The sequence below is a fragment of the Streptomyces sp. NPDC050147 genome, assembly GCF_040660195.1.
Taxonomy (GTDB): Bacteria; Actinomycetota; Actinomycetes; order Streptomycetales; family Streptomycetaceae; genus Streptomyces.
On the sequence record NZ_JBFALJ010000002.1, the window covers coordinates 480,167 to 505,885 of the forward strand.

The 25,719-nt window shown below is 70.8% G+C and carries 27 protein-coding genes; 12 read left to right on the forward strand and 15 right to left on the reverse strand.

Annotated features, from left to right (window positions below):
* Positions 1–159 precede the first annotated feature (159 nt).
* A complete protein-coding gene (locus AB0I94_RS05840; RefSeq protein ID WP_363308156.1) occupies positions 160–690 on the forward strand; it encodes a MarR family transcriptional regulator in 531 nt (176 codons plus the stop codon).
* A gap of 109 nt (positions 691–799) precedes the next feature.
* Here AB0I94_RS05840 and AB0I94_RS05845 read toward each other — a convergent pair whose 3' ends face one another.
* Positions 800–1,645, reverse strand: coding sequence for a protein phosphatase 2C domain-containing protein (locus AB0I94_RS05845; protein ID WP_363308157.1), 846 nt, complete (start codon positions 1,643–1,645; stop codon positions 800–802).
* A 356-nt stretch (positions 1,646–2,001) separates the two neighbouring features.
* On the opposite strand from AB0I94_RS05845, the gene AB0I94_RS05850 reads away from it, so the two are divergent.
* From AB0I94_RS05850 to AB0I94_RS05870, 5 genes are read left to right on the forward strand one after another with little or no spacing between them, the layout of a single operon-like run.
* Positions 2,002–4,836 (forward strand): nitrate- and nitrite sensing domain-containing protein, encoded by a 2,835-nt coding sequence (locus AB0I94_RS05850; protein WP_363308158.1) that lies wholly within the window; start codon positions 2,002–2,004, stop codon positions 4,834–4,836.
* Between the two features lie 8 nt (positions 4,837–4,844).
* On the forward strand, positions 4,845–5,378 hold the full coding sequence (locus tag AB0I94_RS05855; protein WP_363308159.1) for a roadblock/LC7 domain-containing protein: 534 nt from the start codon (positions 4,845–4,847) through the stop codon (positions 5,376–5,378).
* Positions 5,375–5,779: a DUF742 domain-containing protein gene (locus tag AB0I94_RS05860; RefSeq protein ID WP_363308160.1), complete on the forward strand. Its 405-nt coding sequence runs from the start codon at positions 5,375–5,377 to the stop codon at positions 5,777–5,779. Before AB0I94_RS05855 ends, AB0I94_RS05860 begins: the two co-directional genes overlap by 4 nt.
* A complete protein-coding gene (locus AB0I94_RS05865; RefSeq protein WP_363308161.1) occupies positions 5,760–6,389 on the forward strand; it encodes an ATP/GTP-binding protein in 630 nt (209 codons plus the stop codon). Before AB0I94_RS05860 ends, AB0I94_RS05865 begins: the two co-directional genes overlap by 20 nt.
* Positions 6,390–6,427: 38 nt before the next feature.
* Entirely contained in the window at positions 6,428–7,660 is a 1,233-nt protein-coding gene (locus tag AB0I94_RS05870) for a styrene monooxygenase/indole monooxygenase family protein (RefSeq protein ID WP_363308162.1), read from the forward strand.
* 48 nt (positions 7,661–7,708) lie between these two features.
* Here the strand turns inward: AB0I94_RS05870 and AB0I94_RS05875 are convergent, their stop codons facing one another.
* From AB0I94_RS05875 to AB0I94_RS05890, 4 genes are all read right to left on the reverse strand, one after another.
* Complete coding sequence (locus AB0I94_RS05875) at positions 7,709–8,866, reverse strand: NlpC/P60 family protein (protein ID WP_363308163.1); 1,158 nt, start codon at positions 8,864–8,866, stop codon at positions 7,709–7,711.
* Positions 8,867–9,016: 150 nt separating this feature from the next.
* Positions 9,017–9,298 carry a hypothetical protein gene (locus tag AB0I94_RS05880; protein WP_363308164.1) on the reverse strand — a complete coding sequence of 94 codons (282 nt, stop codon included), beginning with the start codon at positions 9,296–9,298 and terminating at the stop codon, positions 9,017–9,019.
* Between the two features lie 33 nt (positions 9,299–9,331).
* Positions 9,332–10,060, reverse strand: coding sequence for a TetR/AcrR family transcriptional regulator (locus AB0I94_RS05885; protein ID WP_363308165.1), 729 nt, complete (start codon positions 10,058–10,060; stop codon positions 9,332–9,334).
* Between the two features lie 59 nt (positions 10,061–10,119).
* Entirely contained in the window at positions 10,120–11,058 is a 939-nt protein-coding gene (locus tag AB0I94_RS05890; RefSeq protein WP_363308166.1) for a diiron oxygenase, read from the reverse strand.
* A 205-nt stretch (positions 11,059–11,263) separates the two neighbouring features.
* On the opposite strand from AB0I94_RS05890, the gene AB0I94_RS05895 reads away from it, so the two are divergent.
* Together AB0I94_RS05895 and AB0I94_RS05900 are read left to right on the forward strand one after the other, a co-directional pair.
* Complete coding sequence (locus AB0I94_RS05895) at positions 11,264–12,373, forward strand: ferritin-like domain-containing protein (RefSeq protein WP_363308167.1); 1,110 nt, start codon at positions 11,264–11,266, stop codon at positions 12,371–12,373.
* A gap of 100 nt (positions 12,374–12,473) precedes the next feature.
* Positions 12,474–13,070, forward strand: a complete 597-nt coding sequence (locus AB0I94_RS05900; protein WP_363308168.1) for a Uma2 family endonuclease — start codon at positions 12,474–12,476, stop codon at positions 13,068–13,070.
* Here AB0I94_RS05900 and AB0I94_RS05905 read toward each other — a convergent pair.
* From AB0I94_RS05905 to AB0I94_RS05930, 6 genes are all read right to left on the reverse strand, one after another.
* On the reverse strand, positions 13,057–14,517 hold the full coding sequence (locus tag AB0I94_RS05905) for a penicillin-binding transpeptidase domain-containing protein (RefSeq protein WP_363308169.1): 1,461 nt from the start codon (positions 14,515–14,517) through the stop codon (positions 13,057–13,059). The genes AB0I94_RS05900 and AB0I94_RS05905 overlap by 14 nt on opposite strands.
* Positions 14,514–15,881, reverse strand: a complete 1,368-nt coding sequence (locus tag AB0I94_RS05910; RefSeq protein WP_363308170.1) for an FtsW/RodA/SpoVE family cell cycle protein — start codon at positions 15,879–15,881, stop codon at positions 14,514–14,516. The genes AB0I94_RS05905 and AB0I94_RS05910 overlap by 4 nt, the downstream gene beginning before the upstream one ends.
* A 61-nt stretch (positions 15,882–15,942) precedes the next feature.
* Entirely contained in the window at positions 15,943–16,305 is a 363-nt protein-coding gene (locus tag AB0I94_RS05915; protein WP_363308171.1) for an SH3 domain-containing protein, read from the reverse strand.
* 129 nt (positions 16,306–16,434) lie between these two features.
* Complete coding sequence (locus tag AB0I94_RS05920; protein ID WP_363308172.1) at positions 16,435–17,736, reverse strand: HAMP domain-containing sensor histidine kinase; 1,302 nt, start codon at positions 17,734–17,736, stop codon at positions 16,435–16,437.
* Positions 17,733–18,554 (reverse strand): hypothetical protein, encoded by an 822-nt coding sequence (locus AB0I94_RS05925; RefSeq protein WP_363308173.1) that lies wholly within the window; start codon positions 18,552–18,554, stop codon positions 17,733–17,735. Before AB0I94_RS05925 ends, AB0I94_RS05920 begins: the two co-directional genes overlap by 4 nt.
* Before the next feature lie 101 nt (positions 18,555–18,655).
* Positions 18,656–18,805, reverse strand: a complete 150-nt coding sequence (locus AB0I94_RS05930) for a hypothetical protein (RefSeq protein ID WP_363308174.1) — start codon at positions 18,803–18,805, stop codon at positions 18,656–18,658.
* 282 nt (positions 18,806–19,087) lie between these two features.
* Here AB0I94_RS05930 and AB0I94_RS05935 point away from each other — a divergent pair, with 282 nt between their 5' ends.
* On the forward strand, positions 19,088–19,891 hold the full coding sequence (locus tag AB0I94_RS05935) for a nuclease-related domain-containing protein (RefSeq protein WP_363308175.1): 804 nt from the start codon (positions 19,088–19,090) through the stop codon (positions 19,889–19,891).
* A 69-nt stretch (positions 19,892–19,960) separates the two neighbouring features.
* Here AB0I94_RS05935 and AB0I94_RS05940 read toward each other — a convergent pair whose 3' ends face one another.
* Complete coding sequence (locus tag AB0I94_RS05940; protein ID WP_363308176.1) at positions 19,961–20,389, reverse strand: DUF4440 domain-containing protein; 429 nt, start codon at positions 20,387–20,389, stop codon at positions 19,961–19,963.
* 166 nt (positions 20,390–20,555) lie between these two features.
* Positions 20,556–21,461 carry a non-homologous end-joining DNA ligase gene (ligD, locus tag AB0I94_RS05945; RefSeq protein WP_363308177.1) on the reverse strand — a complete coding sequence of 302 codons (906 nt, stop codon included), beginning with the start codon at positions 21,459–21,461 and terminating at the stop codon, positions 20,556–20,558.
* A gap of 110 nt (positions 21,462–21,571) precedes the next feature.
* Here ligD and AB0I94_RS05950 point away from each other — a divergent pair, with 110 nt between their 5' ends.
* The 3 genes from AB0I94_RS05950 to AB0I94_RS05960 all read left to right on the forward strand — a co-directional run bounded on the left by AB0I94_RS05950 (position 21,572) and on the right by AB0I94_RS05960 (position 24,532).
* Positions 21,572–22,543: a Ku protein gene (locus AB0I94_RS05950; protein ID WP_363308178.1), complete on the forward strand. Its 972-nt coding sequence runs from the start codon at positions 21,572–21,574 to the stop codon at positions 22,541–22,543.
* Positions 22,544–22,755: 212 nt separating this feature from the next.
* Complete coding sequence (locus tag AB0I94_RS05955) at positions 22,756–23,037, forward strand: type B 50S ribosomal protein L31 (RefSeq protein WP_363308179.1); 282 nt, start codon at positions 22,756–22,758, stop codon at positions 23,035–23,037.
* A 73-nt stretch (positions 23,038–23,110) separates the two neighbouring features.
* Positions 23,111–24,532, forward strand: coding sequence for a DUF1254 domain-containing protein (locus AB0I94_RS05960; RefSeq protein ID WP_363308180.1), 1,422 nt, complete (start codon positions 23,111–23,113; stop codon positions 24,530–24,532).
* On the opposite strand, the gene AB0I94_RS05965 is transcribed toward AB0I94_RS05960, so the two are convergent.
* Together AB0I94_RS05965 and AB0I94_RS05970 are read right to left on the reverse strand one after the other, a co-directional pair.
* Entirely contained in the window at positions 24,529–25,329 is an 801-nt protein-coding gene (locus AB0I94_RS05965; RefSeq protein ID WP_363308181.1) for a rod shape-determining protein, read from the reverse strand. The two genes, AB0I94_RS05960 and AB0I94_RS05965, sit on opposite strands and share 4 nt — an antisense overlap.
* Positions 25,326–25,706 (reverse strand): TraR/DksA C4-type zinc finger protein, encoded by a 381-nt coding sequence (locus AB0I94_RS05970; RefSeq protein ID WP_363308182.1) that lies wholly within the window; start codon positions 25,704–25,706, stop codon positions 25,326–25,328. Before AB0I94_RS05970 ends, AB0I94_RS05965 begins: the two co-directional genes overlap by 4 nt.
* Positions 25,707–25,719: the final 13 nt, after the last annotated feature.

The following is a 25,719-nucleotide window of genomic DNA, read 5'->3' on the forward strand; positions in this document are numbered from 1 at the left end:
GGGTCCGGTGTCTGCCGTTGGTCTACTCCAGCGGCGGTGTCCTCGGCGTGAGCCGTCGGGGCGTTACGAAATACTGGTCGAGCTGCGGCGATGGGCCGACGCGGATGTCTGCCGCCGTGCGGGGCGGAAAACTTCTCTGATCCGGAAAGAAAGCGTGCCATGGGTGCTGAAGTGCACGAGGGCCAGAACGACGGTGCAGTCGACGTGAACAGCGGCGGGGCCGACGTGAACAGCGGCGGGGCCGACGTGAGCAGCGGGATCGACCGTGAGTTCCTCTCCCTGGAGCGCGAGTTGACGCTGCTCCTGCGCCGGGCGCGCGCCTCGTCCGGGGAGATGGCCAGGCAGGTCCACCCCGACCTGGAGCCCGCCGCGTACGGACTCCTGGTCTGCCTCGACGACTCCGGCCCGCAGCGGGCCACGGATCTCGCCGCGTACATCGGTGTCGGCAAGGCGACGATGAGCCGCCAGCTGCGGGCCCTGGAGGAGCTGGGGCTCGTCGCCCGCGAGCCCGACCCCGCCGACGGGCGGGCCTGGCTCGTGCGCCTCACGCGGGAGGGCGGCACACGGTTCCGTACGGTGCGGGCCGGGCGGCGGGAGCGGTATGTGCGGAAGCTGGCCGGGTGGGACCGCACGGAGGTCGCGGAGCTTGCCCGCTTGCTGCGGCAGCTGAACGAGTCCCCGGAGTCTTGAGGGAACCGGCCGCCCACTCGGGCCGGGGTGCGGCACGTCTCCGTCCGCGGCTGCGTCGTGGCTGGTCGCGCAGTTCCCCGCGCCCCTTGGGGGCGCACCCCCGGTCGCGTCAGAACTCCGCGTAGACCACCGCCGCGTCGTCATGCCGCTTGCCCCGCGGGAACGCCGTGCCCTCGGGGTCCGCTCGTTCCAGCTCCCGCACTCGGTCCACCAGGCGCTGCGGGCCGTCCTTGCGCAGCAGCGCGAAGCACTCCGCCCAGTCGCCCTGCCGGAACGTCTCGACCCACCGGCCGACGCCGTCCGTGAGAGCCGCCACCGCCGACACCTCGGCGCGCGGCCAGGTGCCGGTGACCGCACGCGCCGCCGCCGACGGGTCGGCTGCCGCCGTGAAGAAGCCGTCCTCCGCGTTCCGCAGGGCCTCGACGGCGGCGCCGTACGCGCGGCCCGCCTCCTCTCGCTCGGCGGAGCCGCGCGGCAGTGCACGGACCGCGTCGCGCATGGCGAGAATTCGCGGGGGCAGTTCCGCGAGGCGCTCGTCGAGCACCGGCGTGACGTGGCCGTCCGGGCCCGCCACCAGGAGCGCGGAGTCGGAGAGGACGAGGTGCTCGACCCGCTCCTCGTCCCAACGCACCAGAATCACCGTCGCCTGAGGCGTACGTGGGTGAGAAAGGTCACAAGTCTGACCATGGGCCTTCGCGGTGCGCACGATCGCCGCCGCGAGAATCTCAGGGAGCGTCATATCCCGCCGCGAAACGGACAGTTCTCCCAGCGCGCCGCCGAGCCGCGCCGTGAACCAGGGGACCGAATGCAGACAGCCGTCATCTCCGACAGGCGGAGTCACCCCGTCCAGAAGGACGAGCGCTCCGCCTTGTCCGGCCGCGGGAAGGATCACCGCCGCATAGTCCTCGTTGGGCCGCGCGGGGTCTCCGGGCTCGGTGGCGAGTTCGATACGCATTCGGCCAGTCTGCACGAGGCCTTCACAGGGTCGTCCGGGAGCCCCGAGGCGGCGGGGCTTGGCCCGGACCAGCAGGTCAGGCGCCGGATTTCAGTCGGAATGATCGCCTCCGGCGGCGTGTGGCGGCGCATCCTGCCAAAGCCTGCGGTCGACGTCCAACCGGCGCACCGTGGCCGGGACTTTCGGCCCGGGGCGGGACTTGCTCGCCAACTCCCCGCCGATGTTCACTCCTTCGGGTGGCCAGGCATGTGATGCACGACTGCCACCCATCGGCACTGGAAGGGTCTGGAGCCGTACCGGGGGGCGCGTGTGTTGACGGATCGTCACCCGGGCCCATGGGCAGACGAAAAAGAAGAATGCGAGCACCGGTGCAGAAGATGCGGCCTGGGCGCAAGGGCAAGCAGACGGCTCCCGAAGGGGCCACGCCGGGCGCGACCATCCCTACGGAGCGTGCGTCCGAGCCCACAGCGGCGGAGAACGCGGGCAGCGCGGGGAACGCCACGGGAGAGAACGCGGCGGGAGATCACACAGCCCCCGCCGTGACGCCTCCTGACGGCTCGAAGCCCGCGAAGCCCGTGAAGCCCGCCAACTCCAAGCCCACCGCACGGGTACGCAATCGACTGATCGTCGCCGTCGCCGTCGTGGCCGCCGCGATCGCCGGTGCCGGAGCACCCGCCATCGTCGCCGCCTCCGGGCAACTCGGTGACGCACAGCAGTTGGTGACCCTCGCCGAGCGCACCCAGGACGCCGTTTCCCTCGGCCACTCGCTGGCCGACGAGCGCGACGAGGTCACCTCGTTCATCGCCGCGGGCCGCCCGCAGGGCAAGGGGCTCTCCGAGAGCCGCAGCGCCCGCGTGGACCGTCAGATCGAGGAGCTGCGCACGGCCGACGCCCCGGCCGCTCTGCGGGGGGACCTCGCCGACATCGCAGCCGTGCGCAGAGCGGCGCTCACCGGCAAGAGCACTGCTCTCCAAGCCCACACGGCGTACTCGAACGTCATCACCGAACTGCACGGCCTCACCCGCGAGCTCGCCGAGAAGACCCCGCCCCGCGCGGGCTCCGGCGCCTACGCGCTCGCCGACCTGGACCACGCCGTCGAACAGGCGGCGAGCGCCCGCGGCCTGCTCCTGGCCACCCTCGCCGTCCCGCGCTCCACGGAGACGAGCACCGGTGTCGACCCCGTCACCGGCCTGCCCACCACCGTGGTCGACGAGTCCCCCGCCGCCGAGAAGAGCCGCGACACCCTCAGCGCCGCCGGCCAGCAGGCCCACGTGCGCGCGCAGGCGTCACTCTCCGACTTCCGGGACGCGGCCACGGACCGCGCCCGCACCACGTACGACTCGACGGTCACGGGCCACGAGGTGACCACGGCCGAGAAGTACCTCACCCGCCTCACCGACCAGCCCACGCTCTCCACCACCGAGCTCGGCTACGACCGCAAGAAGCTCGACACCGCGCTCTCCGCCCGCATCGAGATGATGCGCGGCGCCGAGTCCGCGCTCATGGTGCAGCGCACCAAGGACCTCACCAAGCTGCGCGACGACGACGTGACGGCGCTGGAGATCCGCGTCGCGCTCGTCGGCGTCACGCTGCTCGTCGCGGTCGGCGTCTCCATGGCGATGGCCCGCAGCCTGACCCGCCCGCTCGCCGTCCTGCGCATCGGCTCGGCGCGCCTGGCCCACGAGCCCGCGCCTCAGGAGCCGATCCGCTTCACGGGCCGCGACGACGAGTTCGCCCAGGTCGTACGGTCCGTCAACGCGCTGCACGAGCATGCGGCGGCCCTCACCGAGCGTCTGACCACGCTCGAAGCCGACCGCAAGCACCTCATCGGCAAGCGCCAGTCCATGGCCGACGAGCGGGAGGCGCTGCGCGCCGAACTGGCCGAGGCCTCCGCCCACCTGGAGCGGGTGCGGCAGTCCATCCACGGCACGTTCGTCAATCTGGCGCTGCGCACCCTCGGCCTGGTCGAGCGGCAGCTCGCCGTCATCGAGAACCTGGAGGACCGCGAGCAGGACCCCGACCGCCTCGCCACGCTCTTCAAGCTCGACCACTTCGCGACGGTCATGCGCCGCCACAGCGAGAACCTCCTGGTCCTCGCGGGCGCCGAGCACGGCCACCAGCACCCGGGCCCGGTCCCGCTGGTCGACGTCGTACGCGCCGCCGTCAGCGAGATCGAGCGGTACGAGCGGGTGCGCATCGCCACGCTGCCGCCGCACGCGCACATCGCGGGCTTCGCCGCGGACGACATCAGCCACCTGGTCGCCGAGCTCCTGGAGAACGCGACGTCGTTCTCGCCGCCGGACGCCTCCGTGGAGGTCTCCGGCTGGCTCCTGGAGAGCGGCGAGGTCATGCTCTCCGTGCAGGACGAGGGCATAGGGGTCACCGAGGACCGCATGGAGGAGCTCAACTCCCGCCTGGCGGATTTCCGTCCCGACGACGCGTACGACCAGGAGAGCGGGGACGGACTCGGGCTCGGCCTGTACGTCGTGGCCCGGCTCGCCGCGCGGCACGGGGCGCGGGTCCGGCTGCGCGAGCAGAAGCAGGGTGGCGTCGCGGCGGTCGTGGTCCTGCCGAAGGTGATTCTCGCCGCGGCGCCCGCGGTGTCGGCTCCGCCGGTCGGTGAGCACGTACCCGGCGGGGCGCCCGCCCTGCACCTTCCGGGCTCGGAGGCCGAGGCCAACTCCAATGTGCTGCCGGGACGCTCAGCATCGGCCGCCGCCACCGGGGCCGATGAGGACCCGCTGATCGCGGCTGCGGAGCACGCGGTGCGCGAGGCGGAGACGGAGGCCGAGCCTGAGCCCGCGGCTTCCCCCGAGACGACGCTGGAGCTGACCCCTCCGGCACCTCCGGCAGCCCCCGAGGCCCCGACGGCGCCCGAAGCCCAGCCTGAGCCCGCCCCCGAAGCCGCCCCCGCCCCCAAGTGGGAGCGCGTCACGGACAAGGGGCTGCCCAAGCGCACGCCGAAGATCACCGCGCCGGGGCCCACCGTGCCCAAGGCGCGCAGCGGCTCCGTCGACGCCGAAGCGCTGCGCAAGCGTCTCGGGGGCTTTCACCAGGGAGCCGTCAGCGGCCGTCGCGACGTAGAGGCCGAGCTGACCGAACGTAACGAGAAGACCGCTGAGACCGCAGAGACCAAAGAGACCAAAGAGACCAAAAACATGGGGGACACAGTCGAGGAGGCAAGTAGTTGACTGCGCCCATGCGCTCGCCCAGTTCTTCCACCGGCGGTAAATCCACCGGCAGCCCCACCCCCGGCAGCACGTCCGCCGGATTCGGACTGAGCAGCGAAGCACGCAACCTGCACTGGTTGCTGACAAACCTCGTCGAGGAGGTGCCGGGCCTTCTTTCGGTCGCGGTGGTCTCCTCCGACGGTCTGCTCCTGCTCTCCTCCGACCCCGCGCGGAACAACGAGCAGCCCGTCGACAACAGTTCGGGCCCCAAGGGCTCAAGCGCCGACCTCGCCACCATCGTGTCCGGCCTGGGCTCCCTCTGCATCGGCGCCGGCAAGCTGATGGACGCGGGAGCCGTCAAGCAGACCGTCGTCGCGATGGAGGAGGGCAGCCTCTTCGTCATGTCGATCAGCGACGGCTCGCTGCTCGGCGTGCACGCCACCCCGGACTGCGACATGAGCGTCGTCGCGTACCACATGGCGCTCTTCGTCGGCCGCGCCGGGCATGTCCTCACCCCCGAACTCCGCAGCGAGCTGCGCCAGTCGATGGAGAGCGTCCGATGAGCAGTAAGCCCGGCAAGCTGCCCCAGCGCGGCGGTGACCGTAAACCCGCGCGCGTACGCCCGTACTCCCTCACCGGCGGACGCACCCGCTTCGGTCACGTCCTGCTCGTCGAGACGTTCGTGGCCGCCCTCGATGCCCCCGAGGAGCGCCGCGAACTGCCGCAGGGCAACGCCACCGCCCGCGTCATGCCGGAGCTGCGGGCCATCGTCGAGATCTGCCGCCGTATGCGTACGGTCGCGGAGATCTCCGCGCTTTTGAAGATGCCGCTCGGCGTGGTCCGCGTACTGCTCAGCGACCTCGCAGACCAGGGAAAGATCCGCGTGTACGGAACGGGCCACGGCCCGGGACAGCCGGACCGCGCACTGCTCGAAAGGGTGCTGAGTGGACTCCGCCGTCTCTGAACTCCGCCACCCGGGCCCCGACCCGGACGAAAACCTCCAAGCCTGGCAGACGGACCGCACCCGCGCCCCGATCGCCACGAAGATCGTGGTGGCGGGCGGCTTCGGCGTCGGCAAGACGACCCTGGTCACCGCGGTCTCCGAGATCACGCCCCTCCAGACGGAGGCGCTGATGACGCAGGCGAGCGAGGACACGGACGACCTCACGTCGACCCCGGACAAGACCACGACCACGGTCGCCATGGACTTCGGCCGGATCACGCTCGACGACGACCTGGTGCTCTACCTCTTCGGTACGCCGGGACAGCAGCGCTTCTGGTTCATGTGGGACGACCTGGTGCGCGGCGCGATCGGTGCCGTGGTCCTCGCCGACACCCGCCGCCTGCCCGACTGCTTCCCCGCGCTCGACTACTTCGAGAGCTGCGGGCTGCCCTACATCGTGGCCGTCAACCACTTCGAGGGCACCGAGGAGTTCGAGCCCGCGGACGTCCGTGAGGCGCTGACGATCCCGGCGCACATACCGGTGCTGATCATGGACGCGAGGCAGCGGATCTCGGTGATCGAGTCGTTGCTCTCGTTGGTGGGCCACGCCCTCGCAGCAACCCCCGAATAGCATCTCAGTCTTCAGTACGTCGTAGGAGAAGTTGCCGCATGCGGAAGATACTCGTCGTCGGAGCCGGTCAGGCCGGGCTCCAGATAGCGCTCGGACTCCAGTCGCAGGGGTACGAGGTCACCCTGATGTCCAACCGCACGGCGGACGAGGTCCGGTCCGGCCGTGTGATGTCCACCCAGTGCATGTTCCACACGGCGCTGCAGCACGAGCGCGATCTGCAGCTGAACTTCTGGGAGTCCCAGGCCCCGAAGATCGAGGGCCTCGGCGTCTCGGTCGCAGGCCCCGACTCATCCCGCGTCATCGACTGGGTCGGCAAGCTGGACGGGATCGCCCAGTCCGTCGACCAGCGCGTGAAGATGGCGGGCTGGATGGAGACGTTCGCGCAGCGCGGCGGCCAGCTGGTCATCCACGGCGCGGCGGTCTCGGACCTCGACTACTTCTCCCGCACGTACGACCTGGTGCTTGTCTCCGCGGGCAAGGGCGAGCTCGTCTCGATGTTCGAGCGGGACGCCTCGCGCTCCCCGTACGACACCCCGCAGCGCGCGCTGGCCGTCGCGTACGTCCACGGGATGGGGCCGCGGCCCGAGCACCCCGAGTTCGACGCGGTGCGGTGCAACCTGGTGCCGGGCGTCGGCGAACTCTTCGTCATGCCGACCTTCACCACCTCCGGTCGCGCGGACATCCTGTTCTGGGAGGGCGTGCCGGGCGGCCCGCTCGACGTCTTCCAGGGGGTCAAGGACCCCTCGGAGCACCTGGCGCTCACCCTCGAACTCCTCGAGAAGTACACGCCGTGGGAGTACGCGCGGGCGACCAAGGTCGAGCTGACGGACGCGGGCGGCACGCTGTCCGGCCGTTACGCGCCGACGGTACGCAAGCCGATCGGGCGGCTGCCGGGCGGCGGGCTCGTGCTCGGCGTCGCGGACGTGGTGGTCGCCAACGACCCGATCACGGGTCAGGGATCCAACTCGGCCTCGAAGTGCGCGGCTTCGTACCTCTCCTCGATCGTCTCGCGCGGCGACAAGCCGTTCGACGAGGAGTGGATGCAGACCACGTTCGACCGGTACTGGGAGACGGCTCAGCACGTCACCAAGTGGACGAACGCGATGCTGGCGCCGCCGCCGGAGCACGTCCTGAACCTGATCGGCGCGGCGGGCCGGCTCCAGCCGGCCGCGGACCGCTTCGCGAACGGCTTCAACGACCCGTCGGACTTCGAGAACTTCTTCTATGAGCCGGAGAAGACGGGCGCGTACCTGCAAGAGCTGACGGGCTGACCCCGCCGCCGGACCGTCGTGGGCGGGCGGGCTTGTTCGTGCAGGCGTTCATGCCTGGGGCGCACCAGCCCGCCCGTACCCCGCGTCGCCGCCCTTCGTCGCCCCTCGCGGCAGCTTGGGCGGGACGTAGTTCTTCATCGGCTTGGCCGAGGGGTCGGGGCGTACCGCTCCCAGGACGGGGTTGGCCGCGATGGGGGAGACCTTGACCCGGGCTCCGGGGCGCGGGGCCTGGATCACCATGCCGTCACCCAGGTAGAGAGCCACGTGCGTGGCCTTGCGGAAGTAGACGATCAGGTCCCCCGGGCGCAGCTTCCGCAGCGAGACCCGCCGCAGCTGTGCCCACTGCTCCTGCGACGTGCGAGGGATGTCCTTCCCCGCCGCCGCCCACGCCCGGGAAGTGAGCCCCGAGCAGTCGAAGGCCTTGGGCCCCTCCGCACCCCACTTGTACGGCTTCCCGATCTGCCGCACGGCGTAGTCGAGCGCCTCGTCCCCCCGCCGGGAGGGCGACCGGGTCGGTGCGGAGCCCGGGGGCCCGCTCAGCGAGCCCGACGCCAGGAACTTGCGCTGCGCGTCGGCCATCCCCTCCTCCTCGGCCCGCGCGAGATCCGCCAGCTGCTCCGTGCTCAGCGAGGCGAGCAGCTCCTCGACCTCCTTGAGCTGTCCCTTGACCGTGTCCCGCGCCTCCTTCCGCCGCGCCGCGAGCGCCTGTTGGGTCTCCAGGGCCCTCTTGGCCCTGGCCGCGAGCTCCGACGCTCTCTTCTCGCCGCCGATCAGCCGGTCCACCGTCGCGGCGCGCTCCGCCGCCGCCCGTCCGATCACATGCCCCTCGTCCAGGGCCTGCTGCGGGTTGCGGGCGAGGAGGAGGCGTACGTAGGGGGAGATGTTCGTCGTGCCCTGGTACTGCTGGCGGGCGAACCGGCCCGCCGCGCCCCGGCTTTCGCGCACGGAGGTCCGGGCGCGGGTCAGGTCGCGGTTCAGGCGGGTGACCTCGGCGCGCTGCTCCTTCAGTTTCTCCGCGGCCGCGTTGTACTTCTCCGTCGCCTCCTCGGCCTTCCGGTACGCCTTCTGAAGATCCGTCAGGAGCTCGGCCACGGGGCGCTCGGTGGTGCCGTCCGGCTGTGGGACGGCGTACGCCGGGGAAGCCGTCGCCAGCAACGCCCCGACCGCGGCTCCCGTACCGACCCAGCGCAGCAGCCTGCCTGACATGTCATCACCTCCGGCGCGCGGCGGCGGCTCCGCCCCGCACCGCGAGCATCGGCGGCCCCGGGGCGGCCCGCCTCCGGAAGGTGCGCGGGTTGGCGCAATGCGGTCACTCGTCCAGGGCCCCACGGCGCGCCGTCCTTGCGGAGGCGACCCTCAGCCCGCCGTCCCGCCCGGCTTCGACCACGGCCACTTGAGTCCGGGCCCGGCCTTGTCGCCCTCGGGGTCGTACTCGTACGTCCAGCCCTGGTGCAGCCCCAGCCGCTTGCCCCCCGCCTTGGCCACCCGGCGGTACACCAGCACGGTCGCCGGTCCACCCGCCTCGTCCGGGACCGGGACTCGGTACACCTTCGGAGGGTGGCCGGTCGGACCGAGCAGGATGGGCAGGACACGGCCGTCCAGGGGGCCACCCACGAAGGTGGTGTCTTCGCTCTTCACCCGGCCAGTGTCACAGCAGGCGGCTGCCGCGCGTCACAGCAGGTGCGCCGCGTCGCTCACCACGGGCAGCACCCGCCGGGCCAGGGAGCCCGCGGGGCCGTCGGGCGTCTCCATCGCCAGCGCCACCCGTACCGCCTCCGCGGTCTGCGGGTCGCGGCCGGCAGAGGCCACGAGGACCGCCATGAACTGCTCGACGAGCCAGTCCCGCAGCTCGTCCAGCGGCGGCTGCTTCTCCTCGTCCAGCCAGATCAGGGACGCCGCCTCGACGGAGGTGATCCACATCCGCACGGTCATCCGAAGGCGCGGGCCCGTGGCGCCCACGACCTCCAGGTGGGCCAGGATGTGCTCGGCGGCCGTCCTGCGCACCTCGTCCACGATGGCCGTGGTCCGCGAGGTCTCCACGACACTGCCGCCCTGGAGCAGCGCGCTGAACCCCGCGTCGTGCTGATCCACGAAGGCGAGGTAGCGGTCGAGCGCGTTCGCCAGGCGCCGGGTGAGCGGCCCCTCGGGCGGTTCGGCGAAGCACTTCTCCAGCTCGTCGGCCGCGGACCGCAGCGCGGCCTCGTACAACTGCTGCTTGCCGCCCGGGAAGTAGCGGTAGACGAGTGGCCGGGAGACTCCGGCCGCCTCCGCGACGTCGTCGAGGGAGACCTCGTCGGGTGCGCGCACCGCGAAGAGGGACAGGGCGGCCTCCTTGAGCTGCCGCTGCCGCTCTTCGACACTGAGGCGCCGGTACGCGCGGGTGGGAGCAGGCGAGGTCATGCCTCGCAGCGTAACCGCCCTTTCGAACAAGCGCCCCGGAACGCTGCGCACCCTCTTGGTTACGCAAGCAGTCCAGAGCTCTTCCACAGCCGCCGCCCCGCGCCCCGCAGCACCCCGATGTCGTCCAGGAAGTCGGTGAGCCGCTTGGCTCCCGTCTGCATGACCTCCCTGCGGTGGGCGCTCGCCTTGACCTGGGCCATGGCCTCGCGCTTGTCCAGGCCGACGTTCGTGTAGACCTCGGGGTTGATGAAGGCGATGGAGAAGACGCGGGCGAACTCACCCGAGGTGAGGCGGGTGAACTCCTGGGACCAGCGCGGTGCCGTCACCATCTGGCGGCGCAGTTCCTCACGGGCGTACCGCACATGGCGCGCCTCCTCCACGACGTGGATGCGGGTGACACCGCGCACCAGGGTCTGCACACGCTCGTCCGGGAACGTCAGGCGCTGCATCCAGTCGAGGATCTCCTCGCCGAGCAGCGTCGCCGTGAACGAACCGGGCGTCGTCGAGATGGTCTTGAAGAGGCGGCCGAGGTTCCGGTGCACGGCGCTGACCGGGTAGTACGGGGTGTCCCCGCGCGTGATCAGGCGCGCGAACATCTTCGAGTGCCGGCACTCGTCCTCGATCTCGGTCAGGGCATAGCGCACATGGGCGCTCGTCGCCGGCTTGTCGTAGATGTGCCGTACGAGGAGCTGCATCAGGATCAGCTCGAACCAGATGCCGAGCGACGCGAGGGCGGCGGCCTCGTGCTGGGAGAGCGCGATGCGCTGCTCCTCGCTCATCCGCTGCCACATCGGCGTGCCGTACAGAGACAGCAGCTCCGGGGGCCAGAACCATTTGCCCTCCTCGAAGGGCGCTTCCCAGTCCAGCTCCTTGTCGGGGTCGAAGGAGTGCTTGGCGGAGGAGTCGAGCAGCCGCTCGGCCACCTGCTCCCGGTCCTTGAGCGCTCCGAGCGCGTCCCGCAGCCCTTCGATCGCCGCGTCCTCCGTGATGGTCGTCATGACTCTGCCCCTGCCTCGTCGTCAGAGTTACCGGCGGTCACGAATTATGAGACTGCCTGTCAGCAAGGGCGTCAATCCCTTGTGCGCGACTTGTTGACCCGGCGTCTACGAACGTGTGAGCCTGCCAACTACCAAGTGGTACAAGGCAGTCGAAAGCAGCCCAGGACGATCACGGAGAGCGAAGGCCCACCCTTAGGAGCCGTCCATGTCCACGCACGAGCTGTACACCCACGCCCCCGACGACATCACCTGGCAGATCCCCGCGACCGGCGCCGCCCGCTTCAGCTGGGAGTACGACGAGGGCCGCGCCCGGCTCCTCGCTCTCTACCAGAAGGGCAAGGACAAGCAGTGGGACGGAGCCAAGCGCATCGCCTGGGACCTGGAGGTCGACCCGTACGACCCCCTGGGCACCCCCGACGAGTCCATGTCGCTCTACGGCACCCGCCACTGGGACAAGATGACCGACCGGGACAAGGGCGAACTGCGCAAGCACTACGCCTCCTGGCAGTTCAGCCAGTTCCTGCACGGTGAGCAGGGCGCGATGGTGTGTGCGGCGCGCATCGTGGAGTCCGTCCCCGACCTGGACGCGAAGTTCTACTCCGCGACCCAGACCATGGACGAGGCGCGGCACGCGGAGGTCTACGGCCGCTTCCTGCACGACAAGATCGGCATGCTCTACCCGATCAATGACAACCTCCAGTCCCTGCTCGGCGACACCCTGCGCGACTCCCGCTGGGACATGCCCTACCTCGGCATGCAGGTCCTGATCGAGGGTCTTGCCCTGGCCGCCTTCGGCATGATCCGCGACACGACGGACAAGCCGCTGCCCAAGCAGATCCTCGCGTACGTCATGCAGGACGAGGCACGCCACGTGGCCTTCGGCCGCATGGCCCTGCGGGACTACTACAAGCAGCTCTCCGACGCGGAACTGCGCGAGCGCGAGGAATTCGTCATCGAGGGCTGCTACTTGATGCGCGACCGGCTGCGCGGCGTCGAGGTCCTGGAGAACTTCGGCATCCCGAAGGCGGAGGCCGAGGAGTGCAGCGAGAACTCCGAGTTCCTCGCCCTCTTCCGGCAGTTGCTCTTCAGCCGCATCGTGCCGTGCGTCAAGGACATCGGCCTGTGGGGCAAACGGCTCCAGGAGGCGTACGTCGACATGGGCGTCTTCGAGATGGGCAACGCCAACCTCGACCAGCTGATGGCCCAGGACGAGGAGATAGCGGAGAAGCTGGACGCGGAGCGGTTCGCGGCGGAGGAGGGGGAGCGGGTGGCGGAGGTGACGGACATGATCGCCTCGGGGGAGGCGACCCACTGACGTCAACGCGCCGCAGTTGATCACCCGATGGGCGGGCGGTTCGGGGTTCTCGCTGGGTACGCTGGTCGTGCACGGCAGACTCCGGCGTATGGGAGTAACTATGACCGCCGCACGCGAGTACGGGTTGGACGACCGGTACGAGTGGGCCGTCCCGCCCGCCGACGGCTGGGTGGCGGACGACCTGGACAAGCTCCCGAATCTCCCTCCGCACACGGAGCTGATTGATGGGGCGCTTGTCGTGATGAGTCCGCAGACCCGGTTCCACATGCTTGCCATGCGCCTCTTGGAGGGCGCCCTGATGACCCAGGCGCCGGAGCACCTGGACGTGGCTCGTGAGATGACGATGAAGCTGGACCGCCGGAACCGCCCAGAGCCAGACGTCCTCGTCGTCGCCGTCGACGCCGACACCGGCCCGCGTCAGACCTGGTTCAAACCCGAGGACGTGATCCTGGCCGTCGAAGTCGTGTCGGACGACTCCGTGGAGCGTGACCGCGAGGTCAAGCCCCGCAAGTACGCGCAAGCGGGCGTCCGGCACTTCTGGCGGGTGGAGCAGGAGGACGGTCTGCCGGTCGTCTACGTCTACGAGCTCGACCCCGCTACCAAGCAGTACGCCGTCATGGGAATTCACCGCAAGGAGCTCAAGCTCAAGTTCCCCTTCCCTCTCGACATCGACCTCACCGCCCTCAACCGCCGCTGAGCACCGCCTCCATCACCGCCTTCGCCACCGGCGCCGCGCTCCCGCCGCCGCTGATGTCCCCCCGGTCCGCCGCCGCGTCCTCCACGACCACCGCCACCGCCACCGAGGGCTGGGCGTCGCCGGATTTCTGGGCCCAGGAGATGAACCAGGCGTACGGCGTCCCGGTGTTGTCGATGCCGTGCTGGGCCGTGCCGGTCTTGCCGCCGACCGTCGCGCCGGGGATCGCCGCGTTGCCGCCGGTGCCTTCCTCGACCACGCCGGTCATCAGCTCCCGCAGCCGCATCGCCGTGGCCGGGTTCATGGCCTGGTGCAGGGAGCTGGTGCCGGTGTTCCGCACCACGTTCCCGTCGTCCGTCGTGGTCTCGTCCACCAGGTGCGGTGACTCGACCTGGCCGCCGTTCGCCACCGCAGCCGAGACCATCGCCATCTGCAGCGGCGTCGCCCGTGTGTTGAACTGGCCGATCGAGGAGAGCGCCAGCTGCGCCTCGTCCATGGACGTGTCGAAGTTGCTCGCCGCCACCGATGACGGGATCTTCAGGCCGCTGTCGTTGAAGCCGAAGTTCTCCGCCGTGTCCAGCATGTCGTTCAGGCCGGTGTCCGCGCCCAGCTTGGCGAAGACCGTGTTGCAGGACCACTCGAAGGCGTAGCGCAGGGTCGCGTTCTTGCAGCCGTCGACCTCGTTCGTCAGCCGCGTGCTCGTGCCGGGCAGCGTGTACGGGGCCGGGGACTTCGTGGCGGCGTCCAGGTCCGTGACCGTGCCCGCGTCCAGGGCGGCCGCCGCCGTGACCACCTTGAACGTCGACCCCGGCGGGTACGTCTGGCGGATCGCCCGGTTCAGCATCGGCTTGTCCGCGCTGCGGTTCAGCGACGCCCAGGACCTTGCCACGGCATCACTGGTGCCGGAGAGCCGCTCGGGATCGTACGAAGGCGTGCTGACCAGGGCGAGGATCTTCCCGGTCGACGGTTCGATCGCGGCGACCGCCCCCTTCTTGCCGCCGAGCCCGGCGTACGCGGCCTGCTGCGCCGCGGCCCTGATGGTGGTCCGTACCTGACCTCCGGGGTTCTGGGCGCGGCTGATGTCGTTCCACAGGGGGAGCGGGGCGAGCATCGGGTCGGTGCCGGAGAGGATGTCGTCCTCGGCGTTCTCCAGGAGGGTCGTGCCGTAGACCTGGGAGGCGTACCCGGTCACCGGGGCGTACAACGGGCCGTTCTTGTACGTCCGTTCGTAGCGAAGCTGCTCCCCGGTGTCCTTGGAGCCGGTGACCGCGCGCCCGTCGACCATGATGTCGCCGCGCGGCTGGCCGAAGCGGGCGATGGCCTGGCGGCGGTTGGCGGGGTTCTCGTCGAAGGAGTCGGACTGCACCACCTGGACGCGGGTGGCGTTCACGAGCAGGGCGATCAGGAGCAGCGCGCAGAACGCGGCGGCATGGCGGATGTACCGCGTCACGGGGCGCCCCCCTTCAGAGCCTCCACCGGTTGGCTGCGTGCCGAGTCGCTGACCCGGATGAGCAGCGCCACGATGATCCAGTTGGTGACGACGGACGAGCCGCCCTGCGCCAGGAACGGCATCGCCATGCCGGTCAGCGGGATGAGCCCGGTCACCCCGCCCGCGATCACGAACACCTGGAGCGCGACGATCGAGGCGAGCCCCACCGCCAGCAGCCGCCCGAAGGCGTCCCGCAGGGCGAGCCCCGCCCGGTAGCCGCGCTCCACCAGGAGCGCGTAAAGGAGGAAGATCGCGGCGAGCCCCGCGAGGCCCAGCTCCTCGCCCGCCGTGGCCAGGATGAAGTCGGACTTGGCGGCGAAGCCGATGAGGATGGAGTGCCCGGCGCCGAGCCCGGTGCCGAGCATCCCGCCGGCCGCGAACGCGAAGAGGGACTGGGCCAGTTGGTTGGGGCCCTGGCCCGCGTCGATGGAGGCGAAGGGGTGCAGCCAGTCCTCGACCCGGCTGTGTACGTGGGGTTCGAGCGAGCCGACCGTGTACGCCCCGATCCCGGCGAGCACCAGGCCGACCGCGATCCAGCCGGTGCGTCCGGTGGCGACGTACAACAGGATCACGAAGAGGCCGAAGAAGAGCAGCGAGGTGCCGAGGTCCCGTTCGAGGACGAGGACCCCGACGCTCAGGAGCCAGATCGCCACGATCGGGCCGAGGACCCGCCCGGTCGGCAGCTGGAGCTTCGTCAGCTTCCAGACCGTACGGCCGGTGTAGGCGAGGGCGTTGTGGTTGGCGGAGAGATAGCTGGCGAAGAAGATCGCGAGCAGGATCTTCGCGAACTCGCCCGGCTGGATGGAGAAACCGCCGACCCTGATCCAGATCCGGGCGCCGTTCACGGCCGGGAAGAAGATCGGCACGATCATCAGGACCAGCGCGGTGACGACACAGATGTACGCGTACCGCTGGAGCACCCGGTGGTCACGGAGGAAGAGCACGACGGCGATGAAGAGTGCCACGCCGACGGTGGACCAGACGAGTTGCGTGGGCGCCGCCTCGTCGCCGGGGGTCTCCAGGTCGAGCCGGTAGATCAGGACGAGACCGAGGCCGTTGAGGAGCACGGCGATCGGCAGGAGCAGCGGATCGGCGTAGGGGGCGCGGAAGCGGACCGCGAGATGCGCCAGGAGCGCGAGCACGCCGAGCCCGGCGCCGTAACCGACGGCGCCGGGCGGGACGGTGCCGTTCTTGGCGAGGCCGACGCCGCAGTAGCCGTAGACCGAGAGCAGGACGGCCACGACGATCAGTGCGACTTCGGTGCCACGGCGCCGGGGCACGCGAACAGCGGGTACGGAGGGGGGCGCCGTCGCTGTTCCGGTCATGCCCGGAACGTAGCAAGCGATAGGCCCTGATGTCCGCTTATGTCACCGTCCTTGTGGTGCGTCAGCACCAGCGCGGGGAGGGCCCGATGTTGGCGATGTAGTGCGCGGCACCCCACGCCCAAGTCCCGTTGGTGAGCAGGAACCAGCGGTTGTTGCCCGCCACGTGGTCGCCGGTCGTCTTGCAGTAGATGGAGACGACCTTTCCGTACGGCACGCTGCGGATCGCCTTGCTGCCCCGGTGGGGGGCGGTGCGCAGCATCAGTCCGCCCTTGGCGATGACACGGCCCTTGTAGAGGCGCGGGTGGCCGCTCGCTTCGGTGTCGTCGGCTGCGGCGGCGGGGCCGGTGAGGGCGCAGGCGGCGAGCGCGCCGGCGGCGGCGAGTATGCCGAGCCGGGTGCTGGTGGCGGTGGGCCGAAGGGACATGGGGCCTCCTCTGGAAAGGACGGATGCGAAACGGCCCGCAAGCCCCCTGGAACATGGGTCATAGGCCGCGATTCACAGTAAAATCGGCGCGCTGGGCGCGCAAAAGGTCACGCGGCGTCACATGGCCGCTCAAGCCGCCCCGTCGGCGCCCCTGGAACCGCTCCCCGCCGTCTCCTCGTACGGCAGCGTCAGCGTCGCCACCGCCCCGCCGTCCGCCGCGTTCGCGAACGTGAGGCGTGCGCCGAGCACCGCCGTCTGGCCCAACGCGATCGTCAGGCCGAGCCCGTGGCCCCTGGTCGTGCCCTCCGTACGAAACCGCTGCGGGCCGTGCGCCACCAGGTAATCCGGGTATCCGTCGCCGTGGTCGCGCACCGAGACCACGGGCCCGTCGACGGTCAGCACGATGGGCCCGCGCCCGTGCTTGTCCGCGTTGGCGATGAGATTTCCGAGCACCCGCTCCAGGCGCCGCCGGTCGGTCACCACACAGACGTCGCGTACGACGACCAGCTCGGCATCGACCCCCGAAGCCCGCACGGCGCGCTCGGCCAGTGGGGCGAGGTGGTGGTCGTCCAGGTCGACGCGCTCGCTCTTCGCGTCGAGGCGGGAGATCTCCAGGAGGTCCTCGGTGAGGGTGCGCAGCGCGGCGACCCGGTCGCGCACCAGCTCCGTGGGGCGGCTCGGAGGCAGCAGCTCGGCCGCCGCGTGCAGTCCGGTCAGCGGCGTACGCAGCTCATGCGCCACGTCCGCGGTGAACCGCTGCTCGCTCTGGAGCTTGCCCTGCATCGAGGACGCCATCGTGTCGAGCGCGCCGGAGACGTCCGCCACCTCGTCCTGGCGGCGCGAGGGTTCGCGGGTGCGCGGATCGTTCACGCGCGCGTCGAGGTCGCCCGCGCTGATCCGGCGGGCCACCGTCGCCGTCTGGTGCAGGCGCCGCGTCACGCGTGTCACGGCGAACGCTCCGACCAGGAGCGTCGCCCCGATCGCGAGGACCGAGGAGCCGAGGATCGCCCGGTCGAGTCCGTCGATGGTGCGGGCGCCCTGGGCGTAGTCGACCCGGACGGCGATGGCGCGCCGGTCCGTGGCGGGACCCGCCGCCCACATCGTCGGCCGGGAGTCCTGCGCGGCGACCATCGTCCCGCGCTCGCCGCTCACCGCGAGATCCCGCAGCCGCGCGGGCAGGCCCTCGGGATCGATCCCCGCGCCGGGACCGAGATCGTCGCCCGCCTCGAACGCCTTGGTGGCGTCGTCGAGCCGGGTGAGGGCGTGCTCGCGGGCCTGGCCCACGGTCTGGTTGGTCACCGAGACATGCACGAGCGCGCCGAGCAGGGCGGCGAGCGCGCAGCACATGACGGTGATGAAGACCCCGGCCTTCCAGGTCAGGGTCGCCGTCCAGGCGGGGAGCCGCGGTCCACGCGGCAGCCGGTGGCTCATCGGCTTCCGCTCGGGGAGGCGCTCGCAGACGTGCCGGCGGACGTGCTGGGGGAGTCGCCGGGAGAGGGCACGGGACGGGCGCTCGCCGCGGGCTCGGGCTTGCGCGACGTCTTGCCCTTCGGCGCGTTCGGGGAGCGCACGATCTCGTCGGTCGTCGGCAGCATGGTCTTCTGGTGGGAGTCCCAGGACCAGACGGTGCGGTACTCGTACCCCGGCATGCCCGAGACGGCGCGGACGATCACCTCATGACCGGCCAGCTCGACACCGAGCACCGCGTCCCCCATCTCCATGATCTGCGTCAACTGCCGCTTCTCCACGGCGTAGGCGCGTATGTCGAGATTCTCGGCGTGCCCGCGGGCCAGCCGGATGCCGACAATGAGGTCGTCCTTGCCGTCACCGGTGAGGTCGCGGTAGTAGGCCTTCAGGACGGGGCACTCGGCTTCGCTGCTGTCCCTGCTGTCGTCGGTGACGGTGGTGTCGCACGCGGCGAGGTTCTCGGCCGTCTGTCTGTAGACCGCGTCCGAACGGCTGTACATCCCCGGATTCTCGTCGAAGTCGGCCTTGGCGACGGTCACCGGATTCACCTTGCGCAGGTCCCCGCCCGGTACGTCCACGCCCTTGACCGGCAGGCTCTCGATCGTGCCGTAGTCCTCGGCGGGCGCCGACGGGGGCGGCAGCTTCGGCCACAGGCGGGTGGGGGCCTCGGCGGTGGGCGTGGAGCCCGCGCCGCGCAGGTCGCCGGGGTCGCCACAGCCGCCCGCCAGCAGGGCGGCGGGCAGCACGAGTCCTGCGGCGAGCGCGAGACGGCTCCGGTGCACTGCACTCCTGCCTGCCGGTGGAGCGGCCCGGGGGCTGCTCGGCTGCGGCGCGGGGTTCGGTTGCGGCGCCGCGGGGCCCGGGTCCCGTTGCCCGGGTCCGGCTACGGCGCGAGGTCGGCGTAGGGGATGATGTCGTCGGTGCGGTGACCGTCCCTGACCGGCCCGCCACAGGTCAGCGGGCGCAGCTCGGGCCGCTCGGTCGCCCCATACACCTTATGGGTGGGAATGTTTGTTTTGTCCACCCGTTCCATCTCGCGCACCTTGGACGTCGCCGTACTCCCGGAACGTCGCCGTACTTCCGCCCGCTCGCGGCACCTCCATCGTGCCCCCCATTCTCACCCTTCTCGCCTTCCCCACGTGCCGCATCGGCGCGGGCTCCTGAGAGCTGCGGGCTCAGGGGTAAGGGGTCAGCAACAGCGGGCCGTCATCGCGGAGGCGGCGCCGTCACGAGTGGCTCAACTTCTCTCCGCGTCGCCCAGGTTCTTGCCCAAGGCATGTCCTTGCTGCTCCCATGGTCCGTGGGGTGATGGTGCATGAGCGGACTGCGCGTCATACCGGCCTGGCGCCATGGACAGGAGCGGCTGTACGTCTGCCTCGCGGACGGCAGAAACGTGGCGTGGTACGAGAGGGAGTCGTCCCGCGTGAACCTGCTGGGCGAGGAACACAGGGAAGCCGTCCTGCGCGCCCTCGCCCCCTTCATCTCCGGCGGCTTCTCGGTCGGCCCGCCGCCCGTTCCCACCCCCGCCGAGCTGGCCCGCCTCGCCCTCCACCCGGACGACGACCTCGCCCCGAACCGCCCTGGCGAGGCCCTCCTGATCGACCTGGACCGCGACCCGGCCCCCGCCCGCAGGCTGCGCGCCGACCCGCGGCAGCGTGCGCTCACCGCCGAGCAGGCCATCGGCGAGGTGCTCGACGGCCTCGAAGGCGCGGGCTGGCACACCCTGCACTCGGTGCCGCTGCCGGGCGGCCCCCGCATCCACCACCTGCTGATCGGCCCCGGCGGTCTGTTCAGCGTCCACACGTTGCCCGCCCGCAAGCAGCGGGTCCGCGTCGCCGACCCGATGGTCACGGTCGGCCGCGCGGACCCGCGTCCACTCCTGAGGGAGATCCGCGCCGACGCCGACCGGGCGTCCTTCGCGATGACCGCCGAGATCCGCCCGGTCCTTGCCCTCTGCGGGGCGACGGACCTCGACGTCACGGCCCCGCCGCGCGGGGTGCGAATCGTGCGCGACGGGGAGGTGTCGGCCCTCGCGGGCGTCGGCGGCGTACTGAAACCGGCCGATGTGGAGGCGCTGCACGCGATGGCCCGCGACCGGCACACCTGGCTGCGGGTCTAGCTCCTGAGCCCGGTGGGCTCGCCCCGCAGCACGCCCCGCAGCTCGTCCCTCGTCTCGTCCTTCAGCTCGTCACAGGTTGTCCCCCCAACCGCCCTGGATCATGGTCTGGAACGCCCAGGCCCCGCCCCGCTTCAGCAGGATGTCGGCGTACCGCAGCTCCTGCGTCTCGCCGTTCGCCGTCATCACCGAGTCGGTGAAGACCACGGCCATGGCGGGGGAGAGGAAGACGGGCGTACGCGTGGACTCGAAGGTGATGTCGTCGCTCCCTTCGCCCATCACGTGCGTCATGGTCGCGACGAACTGTTCCCGGTCCCATTGCGCGGAGCGCCCGTCGCCCGCGGAGTCGTCGCTGACCAGGTTGAGCGGGAAGACGGCCAGGTCGGCCATGCGCTCCACGTCGCGCTTGGCGCTGTGTGCGTCGTACTCGGCGAACCAGGCGGCCAGGCTCGCGCGGTCCTCGTCGGTCGGGACGTATCCGGTCTCGGGCAGAACGGTCATGTGGGCTCCTCGCCATGTCGTCACGTTAGTCAAGTTTGACTACGCAGAGAAAGGTATGCTCGCTTCCCTGATTAGTCAAACTTGATTAACTGTGATGCCGCTCACTCGGGGCGCGTCCGAAGCCGATACGAGCGGGCCGCCACGATCACGGCGATGCCGCACGGTCTCACTGCCCCGACCGAGGGAGTTTGTGCGGGAGGGGCCGGCCCTGGTCCGGGTCGGTGAGCGGGCCCAGCAGATCCCCGTACCGCTGGAGCCGGGGGCCGATGTCGGCGGCCAGGAAGACGAGGTCCGCCGGGCTGACGCACTCCTCGACCTCCTCCCAGGTCACGGGGGCGGAGACCGTCGGTTCCTGGCGGGCGCGCAAGGTGTAGGGGGTGGCGGTGGTCTTCGCCGCGGCGTTCTGGCTGAAGTCGACGAAGACCTTGCGGGGGCGCAGGCTGCGGGTCATCCGGTGGACGACCAGGTCGGGCAGCTCGGCCTCGGCTTCCTGCGCGAGCGCCTTCGCGTAGGCGCTGACCTGCTCGGAGGGTGTCGGCTCCAAGGGGCAGAGCAGATGCAGGCCCTTGGAGCCCGAGGTCTTCGCGTACGCGTCCAGGCCGTCCGCCCTGAGGCGCTCGCGCAGCCAGATGCCCGCCCGGCAGCACTCGACGACGGTGGCGGGCGCGCCGGGGTCCAGGTCGAGCACGAGCCGGTCGGCCATGGCGGGGGCGTCCGCCTGCCACTGCGGGGTGTGGAACTCGGTCACGAGATTGCCCGCCCACATCAGGCTCGCCAGGTCGTTCACGACGATCTGGCGGGTGTTGCCGTCCGAGCGCGGTACGTCGGCGGTGTGCACCCAATCGGGGGTGCCCGGCGGCACGTTCTTGGCGAAGAAGAGCTGACCGTCGGGCCCGTCCGGGAAGCGGAGGAAGGAGAGGGGCCGGTTGCGGAGATGGGGGAGGAGGGCGTCGGCCGTGCTGGCGTAGTAGTGCAGCATCTCGCCCTTGGTGAAGCCGGATGCGGAGTAGAGGACCTTGTCGAGATTGCTGAGGGCCAGTCGCCGCCCCTCCACCTCGGTGATCGGCGTCATACGATGAGAGTCCCACAAATCGGGGTAAAAACGACAAAGCAGGGAACGGGGATCAGCGTTACAGCGTTACTTGTCTTCTCTCGTCACCCGGCTGCTGAGAGGTGCCTGACGTGCGATCCATATGGAACGGTGCGATCTCCTTCGGTTTGGTCAGCATCCCGATCAAGCTCATGAGCGCCACCGAGAACCACTCGGTGTCCTTCCGGCAGATCCACACGGAGGACGGCGGCCGAGTCCGCTACCGCAAGGTGTGCGAGCTGGAGGAGCGGGAGGTGACGTCCGCCGAGATCGGCAAGGGATACGAGGACGCGGACGGCTCGATCATCCCGATCACGGACGAGGACCTTGCGGCCCTGCCGCTTCCGACGGCCAAGACGATCGAGATCGTCGCCTTCGTGCCGGCCGACGGGGTCGATCCGATGCAGATGGACACGGCCTACTACTTGTCGGCCAACGGGGTGCCCGCCACCAAGCCGTACACGCTGCTGCGGGAGGCGCTGAAGCGGAGCGAGAAAGTGGCGATCGCGAGGTACGCGCTGCGGGGGCGGGAGCGGCTGGGGATGCTGCGGGTGGTGGACGACGTGATCGCGATGCACGCGCTGCTGTGGCCGGACGAGATCCGGGCTCCGGAGGGTGTGGCCCCCGAGGGCCAGGTCAAGGTCCGGGACGCGGAGCTCGACCTGGCGGACGCGCTGATGGACACGTTGGGAGAGGTCGACATCTCCACCCTCCACGACGACTATCGCGAGGCGGTGGAGGAACTCATCACGGCCAAGGCCGAGGGCACGCTCCCGGCGGAGCCGGCTGCGGAGAGGGACTCCGACGGAGGCAAGGTGATCGATCTGGTGGCGGCGCTCGAGAAGAGCGTGCGCGCGGCGAAGACGGCGCGGGGACAGGGGGACGGAGCGGTGGCGGAGGTGACGCCGCTGGAGCGGGGCGGCGGCCGGAAACGAGCTGCGGCGAAGACGACGCCGAAGGAGGTGGGGGGCAAGAAGTCGACATCGAAGAAGACGACGACGAAGACAACGGCGAAGAAGACAACGGCGAAGAAGCCCGCCGCAAAGAAACGAGCACGGGCTTAAATCGCGACCTGAACAGCGACCTGAATCGCGACTTGCATTGCGATCGTGTTGTGGGGCAGTCGGTTGGGTGGGCCGGAACGGCTTGTCCGGCGCGGCCCCGAGCTGCCGTGCGCCGAAGCCGCAGGAGGGGAGGGCGCCTGGCCGGACCGGCGGTAGCCCACGTGGCGCCCTCAGGCTCGCCGCAGCGCACGTACGCGGGGAACCTGGAAGGCATGACCCAGGACAAGCGCAAGGACGAGGCCGCCAACTACCGCCCCGTCGTCTTCCGGGACCGCTCCGCGGGCTACGCCTTCCTCACCCGCTCCACCGCCGAGAGCGACCGGACCATCGAGTGGGACGACGGCGAGACGTACCCGCTGGTGGAGGTGGAGATCTCCTCCGAGAGCCACCCCTTCTACACGGGCCGCGCCCGCGTCGTGGACTCCGAGGGCCAGGTCGCCAAGTTCGAGCGGCGCTTCGGTGACCAGGCGTCCCCGGGCACGCCGGAGGGATGAGGGAGCACGCCACGCCGCGTGCGGCGCATGAGTGGCAAGAGGGACACGGCGCCCCGACGATGTCCGTAGAACCTTGATCGCGAACGACGACGAGCTTGATCACGAGAAGGCGGCGGGCATGACCGACGGCACGACCGATCTCCAGGCGCTGGCGGCCGAGGCGTACATCTACGGCTACCCGATGGTGCTCAACCTCGACGAAGTCGACCGCGCCTCCCGCAAGGGCATCGGCTCGGTTCCCCCCGCGCCGTTCAACGAGTTCAGCCACGGCGGCAAGCCCGCAGACCCCCAGGACCAGTCGGCGGGTGCCGACGCCGACGACGGCACCGTCTGCTCCCTGGCGCAGCTCGACCTCTCCGGCGGCGCCCTGCTCCTGACCGTCCCGGACACCGAGGGCCGCTACTACGTCCTGCAGTTCGTGGACGCATGGACCAACAACTTCGCCTACGTGGGCCGCCGCGCCACCGGCACCGGCGAGGCCAGCTACCTGCTCACACCCCCCGGCTGGGACGAGGAGGTCCCGCTGGGCGCCACCCGGATCGCCGTGCCGACAGAGGTGGCGACGATCGTCGGGCGATGGGCGTGTACGGGACCGGATGACGTGGCGGCGGTGCGGGCGCTCCAGGAGGACACACTCCTGGAGCCTTACTGGACGGCGTCCGGCGAGCTCCACGGGCTGCCGACCCACACGTACGTCCCCGACGGTGAACCGGAGATCCTCTTCTACGAGAAACTGCGGGCCCGCATGGCCGCCTTCCCGCCCGCGCAACCCGACCTCGCCTATCAGCAACGGTTCGCGCCACTGGGCCTGTTGGACGCGCAGAGCCCCTACGCGCCGCCCGAGCCGGAACTCGCCGAAGCGCTGCGCGCCGGGTTCGCGGCGGGCAAGGAGCAGGTCGAGCAGGCGCCCGCCCCCGGGGCCGGTACGCAGCAGAACGGCTGGCGGCTCACCTACCACTCCTTCGACTACAACGCCGACCATTTCGAGGTCGGCACGCTCAAGGACCCCCAATGGGTCTGCGCCGACCGGGAGATGGGCCGCATGCTGCGGGCCACATCGGCGCACACCGCGCTCTGGGGCAAGCACGGCTACGAAGCGGCGTACGCGCAGGCGTGGGACGACGGCGACGGCCGGCCGCTGGAGGGCGCGCAGTCGTACACCCTGCGCTTCGAGAAGCCGCCGCCGGTGGACGCGTTCTGGTCGGTGACGATGTACGGCCTGCCGGACCCGGGCCCGAAGCCGGACCCGGACCGGCACCTGGTCGCCGACCCCGCCGAACGCCACTCCATCGGCGACCGCACCCCGGGCCTGAACTACGACGACGACGGCTCCCTCACCCTCCTCCTCCAGCCACAGCGTCCCGCCGACGACAAGACGGCGGCGAACTGGCTGCCCACACCGGAGGGCCGCTTCCGCCCGGTCCTGCGCATGTACACGCCCCGCGCCGCGATCTTCGACGGGACGTACGAGCTGCCGCCCATCCGCCGGGCCTAGTCGGGGTGGGTTCTGGAGGGGTGGGCGTGCGCGGCCCGGAGGAGTTTCGCGGCCCCGCGGACGGCCGCGGTGTGCGGGGCGGGTACGGGCTGGACGGGAGCGTGCAGCTCGCCGGCGAGGCCGTAACCGATGTCGGGAAGCAGCGCGCCGCCGCCGGCCAGCAGCGCGCCACGCCGGAGGGCCTCCCGGGTCCGGGAGGTGCGGTCCTGTTCGAGCATCGCGGCCACCATCGTGGCCACCGTCGCGACGACGCAGTCGGTGATCTGGCCGTCCTCGTCGCTGGTCCCCAGGGCAGCGTGCCGGGCGTCGATCACATCGCCGCCGGAGAGCAGGGCGACCTCCGTCAGGTGGGCGCCGACGTCCACGACGAGCAGGGGGCGGGCCAGATCGGCATCCACGGCGGTGGCCACGGCTCGCGCGGTGGGGACGGTCAGGACGGTGCGCGGACGGAGGACCTCGACGGCGACGCGGGCCTCGGCCCGGTAGGCGACCCCTCCCAGTACGGGCGCGGTCAGGATGAGCAAGGGGCGCCCGAAGCGGGGCAGCCGGTGGCCGAGCAGACGGTCGAGCATCAGGGCGGTTCCGGGGGTGTCGACGATGGCGCCGCGCCGGATGGGATAGACGGCACCGCCGCCGCTGAAGGTCATGGTGGGGACGTCGAGGACCATCCGTCGGTTGGAGGTCCAGGCACGGGTCCGGGCACTGCCGAGGTCGAGGGCGATGCCGGAGCACCGGGGGCACCAGGGCCACGAGCGGTGCCTGCCAGGCAGGGGGACGGGGCCGGGCATCATGGTCATCGGTCGGCCCCTCCCCCTCGGACCTGCTGGCAACGGGCGCAGTAGCGGGCTTGCGGCACGATCATCAGGCGCTCGCGGTCGATGGGACGCCGGCACAGATGGCAGGCGCCGTAGTCGCCGCGGTCCATGCGTCCCAGGGCGGCCTCGACATCGGCGAGCACCATGCGGGCGGAGGCGGAGAGCTTGACGCGGACCTCGGTCCGTGCCGCGCTCTGCCGGTCGAGGAGCGCGTCCGCCCGGGTCAGCGCGGAGGTGGAGAGCTGCTGCAACTGTTCGCGGCGGAACAGGAACTGCTCGCGGAGGTTCTCGCTCAGGGTGGCGAGGTCCTCGGGCGACAAGTGCGTGCTGCGGTCGTCGATGATCTGGTGGTTCACCACTTCACCCCTCGGG

What these genes read in the sequence shown, in the direction of transcription:
- AB0I94_RS05955 (WP_363308179.1), top strand. Translation starts at nt 22,756, where the DNA reads ATGACCCAGGACAAGCGCAAGGACGAGGCCGCCAACTACCGCCCCGTC.
- AB0I94_RS05965 (WP_363308181.1), bottom strand. Translation starts at nt 25,329, where the DNA reads ATGACCATGATGCCCGGCCCCGTCCCCCTGCCTGGCAGGCACCGCTCG.
- ligD (WP_363308177.1), bottom strand. Translation starts at nt 21,461, where the DNA reads ATGACGCCGATCACCGAGGTGGAGGGGCGGCGACTGGCCCTCAGCAAT.
- AB0I94_RS05870 (WP_363308162.1), top strand. Translation starts at nt 6,428, where the DNA reads ATGCGGAAGATACTCGTCGTCGGAGCCGGTCAGGCCGGGCTCCAGATA.
- AB0I94_RS05850 (WP_363308158.1), top strand. Translation starts at nt 2,002, where the DNA reads ATGCGAGCACCGGTGCAGAAGATGCGGCCTGGGCGCAAGGGCAAGCAG.
- AB0I94_RS05855 (WP_363308159.1), top strand. Translation starts at nt 4,845, where the DNA reads ATGCGCTCGCCCAGTTCTTCCACCGGCGGTAAATCCACCGGCAGCCCC.
- AB0I94_RS05915 (WP_363308171.1), bottom strand. Translation starts at nt 16,305, where the DNA reads ATGTCCCTTCGGCCCACCGCCACCAGCACCCGGCTCGGCATACTCGCC.
- AB0I94_RS05860 (WP_363308160.1), top strand. Translation starts at nt 5,375, where the DNA reads ATGAGCAGTAAGCCCGGCAAGCTGCCCCAGCGCGGCGGTGACCGTAAA.
- AB0I94_RS05895 (WP_363308167.1), top strand. Translation starts at nt 11,264, where the DNA reads ATGTCCACGCACGAGCTGTACACCCACGCCCCCGACGACATCACCTGG.
- AB0I94_RS05940 (WP_363308176.1), bottom strand. Translation starts at nt 20,389, where the DNA reads ATGACCGTTCTGCCCGAGACCGGATACGTCCCGACCGACGAGGACCGC.
- AB0I94_RS05840 (WP_363308156.1), top strand. Translation starts at nt 160, where the DNA reads ATGGGTGCTGAAGTGCACGAGGGCCAGAACGACGGTGCAGTCGACGTG.
- AB0I94_RS05910 (WP_363308170.1), bottom strand. Translation starts at nt 15,881, where the DNA reads ATGACCGGAACAGCGACGGCGCCCCCCTCCGTACCCGCTGTTCGCGTG.
- AB0I94_RS05875 (WP_363308163.1), bottom strand. Translation starts at nt 8,866, where the DNA reads ATGTCAGGCAGGCTGCTGCGCTGGGTCGGTACGGGAGCCGCGGTCGGG.
- AB0I94_RS05885 (WP_363308165.1), bottom strand. Translation starts at nt 10,060, where the DNA reads ATGACCTCGCCTGCTCCCACCCGCGCGTACCGGCGCCTCAGTGTCGAA.
- AB0I94_RS05900 (WP_363308168.1), top strand. Translation starts at nt 12,474, where the DNA reads ATGACCGCCGCACGCGAGTACGGGTTGGACGACCGGTACGAGTGGGCC.
- AB0I94_RS05845 (WP_363308157.1), bottom strand. Translation starts at nt 1,645, where the DNA reads ATGCGTATCGAACTCGCCACCGAGCCCGGAGACCCCGCGCGGCCCAAC.
- AB0I94_RS05920 (WP_363308172.1), bottom strand. Translation starts at nt 17,736, where the DNA reads ATGAGCCACCGGCTGCCGCGTGGACCGCGGCTCCCCGCCTGGACGGCG.
- AB0I94_RS05935 (WP_363308175.1), top strand. Translation starts at nt 19,088, where the DNA reads ATGAGCGGACTGCGCGTCATACCGGCCTGGCGCCATGGACAGGAGCGG.
- AB0I94_RS05890 (WP_363308166.1), bottom strand. Translation starts at nt 11,058, where the DNA reads ATGACGACCATCACGGAGGACGCGGCGATCGAAGGGCTGCGGGACGCG.
- AB0I94_RS05930 (WP_363308174.1), bottom strand. Translation starts at nt 18,805, where the DNA reads ATGGAACGGGTGGACAAAACAAACATTCCCACCCATAAGGTGTATGGG.